General features: G+C 37.4%; 8 protein-coding genes. 5 read left to right on the top strand and 3 right to left on the bottom strand.

The window, feature by feature from the left end; translation table 11 throughout:
- Positions 1-394 (top strand): hypothetical protein (locus H5154_RS22080; RefSeq protein WP_182719639.1); only part of this gene is annotated, 394 nt, incomplete at its 5' end.
- Positions 395-465: 71 nt separating this feature from the next.
- Here the strand turns inward: H5154_RS22080 and H5154_RS22075 are convergent.
- The 3 genes from H5154_RS22075 to H5154_RS22065 are packed head-to-tail and all read right to left on the bottom strand — an operon-like array spanning position 466 to position 2896.
- On the bottom strand, positions 466-876 hold the full coding sequence (locus tag H5154_RS22075) for a hypothetical protein (protein WP_182719638.1): 411 nt from the start codon (positions 874-876) through the stop codon (positions 466-468).
- A gap of 8 nt (positions 877-884) precedes the next feature.
- A complete protein-coding gene (locus H5154_RS22070) occupies positions 885-2081 on the bottom strand; it encodes a protein kinase domain-containing protein (protein WP_182719637.1) in 1197 nt (398 codons plus the stop codon).
- A complete protein-coding gene (locus H5154_RS22065) occupies positions 2078-2896 on the bottom strand; it encodes a protein phosphatase 2C domain-containing protein (protein ID WP_182719636.1) in 819 nt (272 codons plus the stop codon). Before H5154_RS22065 ends, H5154_RS22070 begins: the two co-directional genes overlap by 4 nt.
- A 259-nt stretch (positions 2897-3155) precedes the next feature.
- On the opposite strand from H5154_RS22065, the gene H5154_RS22060 reads away from it, so the two are divergent.
- The 4 genes from H5154_RS22060 to H5154_RS22045 form a co-directional block, all read left to right on the top strand.
- Entirely contained in the window at positions 3156-3860 is a 705-nt protein-coding gene (locus H5154_RS22060) for a VWA domain-containing protein (RefSeq protein ID WP_182719635.1), read from the top strand.
- Positions 3861-3953: 93 nt separating this feature from the next.
- Positions 3954-4607, top strand: coding sequence for a hypothetical protein (locus tag H5154_RS22055; RefSeq protein WP_182719634.1), 654 nt, complete (start codon positions 3954-3956; stop codon positions 4605-4607).
- A 14-nt stretch (positions 4608-4621) separates the two neighbouring features.
- Complete coding sequence (locus H5154_RS22050) at positions 4622-5428, top strand: NYN domain-containing protein (RefSeq protein ID WP_182719633.1); 807 nt, start codon at positions 4622-4624, stop codon at positions 5426-5428.
- A gap of 25 nt (positions 5429-5453) precedes the next feature.
- Positions 5454-6904: tetratricopeptide repeat protein (locus H5154_RS22045; RefSeq protein ID WP_182719632.1), on the top strand; the 1451-nt coding region annotated here is incomplete at its 3' end.

Here is a 6904-nt window from a genome sequence, read left to right as displayed (position 1 = left end):
GTTTCATTATTATTGGCGAGAAGGAAGAGTACTGAGCGAGTCTGTCACCTTAGCCAAAAAAGCCTTAGAAACGGGCCAGTGGCCAGCACTGGTTAAGGATATAGTCATCAACATCTATCACCAAGAAGTGGATGAGTTACCCGAAGAGTCAGTTACAAGTATTATTCAACCAGGTTACGCTGCAATTCCTGAGTTATGTTATTGCTTGCAAATATTTGACTTTGAGTCGCTGGATATTGACCTAACCTATGATGTAATACAAGCGGATATGAAAACACTAATCACTGAGCAGTTTGGGCAGGGGTTAACGGCACATCTGCAACATAGTGACGAAGGCAGAATGAGAAAAGAGATGCTCGACATCTTTATAAATAACATTAAGGTGTTTGGTTGAATAGTGACCTAAAAAGAAATGAAAAAGCCCTTAACACAAATGTGTTTAAGGGCTTTAAGTATTTACTTAAATCATATAACGCGGTTGTTTATCGTGTTAACAGCTTCTAATCGTTTAAAGCTATTTGATGCTGTTGTGATTAAGGTCCAGCTAAGAACAAAAGTCAATAAAGTCATAACCGCAAATAAATCAATAAAGTAACCAGAGCCTATCAAATTTTGTTTATATAGCATAAAACCAATAATAGGTAGCGTAATTAACCAAAGGATCTGCACTAAATTAAGCTTCAGTAATTTTAACGCATCATTGGCATTATATAATTCATTAGCGAATGTAATTTGTTTAAAGCCTAAATACAGGTAGTAACCTGCTATTGATAGTGTAATTAAGCATGCCGATAGAGTGGCTACAATTGGCTCAGCATATTCAAACAATAACCATTTAAAGAGGCTTGTAAGCACGATAGTAAGTAATAAGTTCATAGGCACTCCTAAGTAAATTTAATCGTTTCGCCATTAAAGCGAATTTCAAATGGTGGTTTATACTGAAATGATTCTCTCGGTAATATAGGCGCTACATGCCCTTTCACCGTTAGTCGCCAAGGTGCCTTGCTGGTGTTGAAAATGCGGTTGCCATCAAAAGCTACACCGGGTATTTTGTTGCTATTAGGTGCAAGAAAGCCATCGTAATTAATACCTAATATGCTTTGTGAATATTCAGCTAATTCATTGTGAAAACCACAAGGGCAGTTAGGGCTGTGTGTGTAAAACCAGTTTTGGCAATCTTGGCAGCACACTAAACCTGCGATATGTTCAAGTAAAGCGGATTTATATTCTACATAACGTGGACGTTTGCTAACATTTTGACTGTCAGTGAATACTCTTGTGAAAAGTTGTTGTAACGTTGGGGATAATGCGTCCCACATTTTAGTGCAAGTACTCGCTTTGCTGCTATGAAGTCGGTTAGGGTTGTTTTTATGAAAAATAAACTTACCTTCTTCTATCAAGCGTTTTTGCTCGTCTACATCATCATCAAAAAGAAGGGCTTCACCGTCATACGGATGTGTGCCAACTAACAATGTAAATATGTAAATAGCAAATGCAAACATATCACCTTCAGCACTTGAGAGTGTATTAGCACACCAGTTTTCGGGCGCTGTATAAAAAGGTGTACCTGAAACAAATAATGGACTACCGATAGCTTGAACATTATCCAAATCAATTAGGCGAATTTCACTTGTATTGGGATCAAACAGCACGTTATTAGTGCTGATATCACCATAAGTTAAACCTCTGCTACTAATGTTTTGAAAAGTATCTAATAGAAGCAAAGAAATATTTGCTGCGTAATCTGGTGACATTATAGCTTGTTGACTCGTTATATACCCCTCCACGCCTATAAATTTGGGCGGTAGCAAAGGCATGACGTAAGCAAAGCAACCATCTACTTCCCCATAAGCGGTAGGCCAACAGTATCTATTATCCGTTTTTAAAGCCGTATATTTATTGTTCTCTATTAAATCAATAATATTAGCTTTTAATGCACAGTCAGATAGTGTCATCATTTTAACAGCTAATGGATTACCAGAGCTGTCCTCAGCTTCAAAAACTTTACCCTGCTTACCCCTACCTTCGGCAATTTCACTAATAATATTGAGCTTATCACCATTACTTTGGATAAATATCATAATGTTTCCTCCTGTTTCTCTGTTAGCGAAACTTCACTGGGCAAGTGTTCATGCGATAGTTCTTGCTGAAGTTTAACGATGGCAATGCTTGAATCATCTTCATTATTGATTTGACTATATTCACGAGACAAACCTTCTATATTTGTTTGTAATGTTTTGCCTGAGCTAAACATTACTGTATGAACAAAGTGTTTTTTAAGGTTTTTAGCAGTGTTTAGAAAAGTGTCAAAGCCATCGGTAGCAACCAAAACCCCAGAGGATTCGTCTAAATTTATAAATTGATATTTAAGATCAGAAAGGCTTGCATTACACAAGCTGGCGGTTGGTTCATCGGTGTTGCTTCCATGGCTATTTTCAAAAAAGCTTGGGTTACCAGTTTTATCAAATATTGCTGTAATACCATCACCTACTGAAAAGAAAAAAGCATTACTATTTTCATCAATCATTACAAAGCGAAGGGTTGTTCCGTATAAAACAAATGAAAACTCTTCATCAGAGTGATTTTTATAATGGTAATCAAGCACGCTTTTTTGCCACTGATAAAGCACGGTTTTACTCAACTGCTTTAAAAGCTTTGAAGATGTAAAGCCTAATTTTACTAATGCGGGGAATATTGCCTTTGTAACTGATATGGCAATTTTTGCGCCTGCAGCACTGTATTTATGCGCTTCACTGCCATGTCCATCTGCAACAGCAATTAAAGCTCCTTTTTTTTCTGTTCCAGATATAGATATGGAGCAAAAAGAATCTTGATTGCTCATATTGTTTTCAATATGAGATTTTCCTCTATGAGTAGCGCCTGTTACTTCGTACATACAATCACCTGTGCTGGTTGTTAAATCTAACCAAAAGGTAAGCCTTCAAAGTAAATATACAAAAGCATTAGTTAAGTTACCCCCTAGGGGGTAACTTATTAAAGTAAAAGCCAAGTGGTACCTAAGGTATTAGTCTCAACTCATCAGCTTTTTAAGCGAACTAAAAAGAGCAGATTCATAGATTAGTAAAAATCTATGAAGATCTTCAAAGTGAATTTGGAAAGATTGATATTCTAATTAACTCAATAAGGTAGATACCATGATTAAAGCTAATACAGACCAACTTAATCAAGCAATGAGCCATTCAAATGCGTTTCATAAAGGTAATGAAGTCGAGGTATTTGTACGTGATAAACACTTTATATTCCTTATAGATACAAGTCACTCAATGGACGCAGATTTAGACGCTGTAAACCAAGCGATTAAAGACATTTTACCCTTATTAAAAACTTGGGAAAATGATCAGAAAGGAAACTCGCAAATATCTTTGCAAGTAATAACGTTTGGGGGAGACGTAAATTATGTTGTAGGCAGTAATGGGGTATTTGTGCCGTTAGAGCAAGTGCAGATTCCAGAACTAAGTGCCTCAGGAGGAACACCAATGTGCGAAGCTATTCAAGAATCAATATTAAGCCTTACAAGCGCATATGATGCTAGTAAAAAATACAGCAAACCTGTCGTTTTATTGTTAAGTGATGGTGAGCCAACAGATGGTGATGATTTACCAATTGATGCATTCAGCAGTTCAAAGTTAGGGCAAGGTGCATCTCGTATTGCAGTTGCTTTTAGCGACGCAGCCAATAAGCAAATTTTAGAATCGTTTCTATCGCGTGATATGAAAGAAGTTGGGCTCTTTCAAGCGAGTAACGCTACCGAGTTAGTACAACAGCTTAAAAATGCAGCATTAAGCGCAGTTGTTGGACACAATGTAAACGTGAATGCAGCCGCTGATTTAAAAGCTTAGCGAGCTATTTGCTTACATTTTGTTTAGTTATTAAATTGCACAGCAATGCACAATCGATTGCTGTGTTTTTTATTGTTAAGGTCTGGTGTGTTTATGGAACAAGTAATTTGTATTTTAAAGCAGCAAAAAGCGTTACTTGCTATGGCAGGTGAAAATGTTAGTTTTCACCGAATCGTTAACAGTGCATGGGAAAATAATATTAAACATCACACCATTCTGCGTTGGTTAAAAGATATTAGCTATAGACCAGAGTTCGCTCAATACGAGCAAGGACACTTAACCGGTGAGCAGTTAAAACTAAGATTAAACGATTGGGGACTAGATCTATTTTTTGCAAAAGAGCTTATGCTCATATGCCAACAAGTAATATTTGAGCATCAGGATTATACAGATGACAGTACTTTTACCGTTAAATACGAACCCGATTTAACTCACAATAATATTCAATTATTGCCTCTAGGGATGAGGTATTCGCAAGGTAGCTTCCGAGGTGTACCGCTTAAGTTCTCAATTCATGACTTACAAAGTATTGAACCCCGTATTTTAGGGGCAATGTATTCAAGGTGGCATATCCCTCATATCTCTAATTTAAAGCCTGTTTTACATCACTTACCCGTCAGCATTCCTACTGTTTTTTGTTGTACTGGCATATTAAAAACTAAGCTAGCAATATTTGATTTAAAACTTAACAAAATTGTCCCCGCAGGGTCATCTAAAGCTTCAATTTTACCAGTGCTTTCTTTATAAAAAGGTGTGTTAATATGATTAATCTAAAGCAAGTTCGACGTGCGATTCGATGCTTCATTAAAAGCTATCTACCAAAATATCAAGTAACACTTATTGTTGATGATAGAGAAAACCTCTCGATACATTTAAATCACCTTCGCCCTAAATTAGGTGAAAAATTAAACCAACAAAATGCAAATTTTAATAAATGGATAAGTAGTCATTATACGGGAACAACACAGCACTATATATATGGCGAGTCTAAGAAACTGCTAGCACTTGGTTTAAGCCGATACGACTTAGATAAGGTTATTGATTTGAAAGACCCAGAAAAAAAAGCAGGTAAAAACTGGGCTGATATCGCTCTTGCAGCCCACCTGTTTGATGAGTTACTGAGCGTACGAGTCACCCAGGTGTTACTAATCAGTGCAGACGGTGATTTTAGTTCAATTCCGGTGCTCCTGAGGCAACATGGAATAAGTAGTATTTTATTATCTCCTGTAGAGAACGCAAAAGTACTACAACACGCATTTTGTAAAGAGTTGTCAATGGCGCCTTTTCTACTAGAACTTGATAATGACCTAATTATCCAAAAAAATAAGAATGATGCAGACATTAAGGATGTTGTGATTTTTATACTGTTAAAGTATTTTGATGATTATCAACGCATTAATCTTGCGGAAGTAGGAAAAATTCTTATTCGTTACCTCAATACTAATAACGGAAACTGGTTTGGTTATGGATCACTAAAAAATTTGTGTAATGCGCTTGGTCCCGATTATATGGTTGAGGGTAATTACTTGGTGAAGATTGGTAACAATAATAAATTAAAAGTAGCTTAAAGCACTTAAAAGGCCATTTATAGATATGAAAAATTTAAGATCACTACTTGAGCTAGCAAACTCTTATTATCAAGCAGTCTCTTATCATCAAAAGAATGAACTGCGAAGAGCGGCCCAGCTTTATAACGATATATTAACGCTGGTGCCAAATAGCGGTCAGAAAACACTGGCTATAAAGTCAATTATTGATTTTAGTTTTTTTGAATTATTGGCGAACACTCATGCTAATCTTGGGGTTTTACGCCAGGGTAGCGACGAATTAGCAGAGGCTATAGGGCACTATCAAAAAGCTATCGTAATAAGAGAAGGGTTTCGCACTTGGTTTGATAAAAATATAGAGGAATGGCCAGTTAAACTCCAAAGTGACTTAGCCACTGCTTATATGAACCTTGGTGTTCTACTTAAGAGTACCGGCGAATTCGCAGAAGCAAAAGGGCACTACCAACACGCTATCGTAATACAAGAAGGGATTCGCACTTGGTGCGATAACAATAACCAGCAATGGCCCGTTGAATTCCAGAATGAATTAGCCAGTGTTTATACGAATCTTGCAGTTTTACTTCAGAGTATAGGCGAATTACCAGAAGCTAAAGGGCACTACCAACACGCTATCGTAATACAAGAAAGTATTCGCACTTGGTGTGATAACAATAACCAGCAATGGTCAGTTGAATTCCAAAATGTCTTAGCCATTGCTTATATGAACCTTGGCGTTTTACTTAAGAGTACCGGCGAATTAGCAGAAGCAAAAAGGCACTACCAACACTCTATCGCAATACAAGAGGGGATTCGCAACAATAACCAGCAATGGCCAGTTGTATTCCAGGATGGATTAGCCAGTGTTTATACGAATCTTGCAGTTTTACTTCAGAGTATAGGTGAATTACCAGAAGCTAATGGGCACTACCAAAAAGCAATTTGTATATATGATGATATGTTCCTCGAGGGAATAAAAAATAAACTCCCGCTAAATATTAGAGTAAATAGATTAATTGCTTGGCTTAATTATTTTTCGGTCGTTAATGTCCCAGTCACAGAGTCTTTTTTAAGCCTTACGAGCGAATCTATTGAACTACTTGAAATAGATAGAGGACAGAAAAGTCAGACAGCAAGCCTTCAATTACTCCACCGCATGGTGGCTTTTTCCTTGAAGAATAGCGAGATTAACTTAGCCCTTAAGCTTATCCACTGTGCCCAAGGTAGAGAGCTTGCTTACAAACTCGAAGCCTCACAATTAACAGGTAATGAGCCGGAAGTGGTAACGTTGTTTATTAAGCAGCGTGCGCACTACAGGGCGTTGTTAGCTGAGTTAACACAAAACCCTCATCGTGAAAATGACACCCACTTCTTAAATGAGCTCGGTAAGGCCAAAGACGCTTACAGCCAATCACGCACTGTTGTTGCTGCATTACCAGAATATGCACCACTGCTTTCCCCGTTAAACATTGAGGTCACTGATATACAAGCGACACAGGG

Source organism: Pseudoalteromonas sp. SR44-5 (genome assembly GCF_014163675.1).
Classification (GTDB): domain Bacteria; phylum Pseudomonadota; class Gammaproteobacteria; order Enterobacterales; family Alteromonadaceae; genus Pseudoalteromonas; species Pseudoalteromonas rhizosphaerae.
The sequence above is the reverse complement of the archived record's forward strand: the minus strand, read 5'-3'. Positions and strand labels throughout refer to the sequence as shown.

Excerpts from the sequence above, each read along its gene's own strand:
- H5154_RS22065 (WP_182719636.1), bottom strand. The coding sequence starts at position 2,896 with ATGTACGAAGTAACAGGCGCTACTCATAGAGGAAAATCTCATATTGAA.
- H5154_RS22050 (WP_182719633.1), top strand. The coding sequence starts at position 4,622 with ATGATTAATCTAAAGCAAGTTCGACGTGCGATTCGATGCTTCATTAAA.
- H5154_RS22055 (WP_182719634.1), top strand. The coding sequence starts at position 3,954 with ATGGAACAAGTAATTTGTATTTTAAAGCAGCAAAAAGCGTTACTTGCT.
- H5154_RS22075 (WP_182719638.1), bottom strand. The coding sequence starts at position 876 with ATGAACTTATTACTTACTATCGTGCTTACAAGCCTCTTTAAATGGTTA.
- H5154_RS22070 (WP_182719637.1), bottom strand. The coding sequence starts at position 2,081 with ATGATATTTATCCAAAGTAATGGTGATAAGCTCAATATTATTAGTGAA.
- H5154_RS22060 (WP_182719635.1), top strand. The coding sequence starts at position 3,156 with ATGATTAAAGCTAATACAGACCAACTTAATCAAGCAATGAGCCATTCA.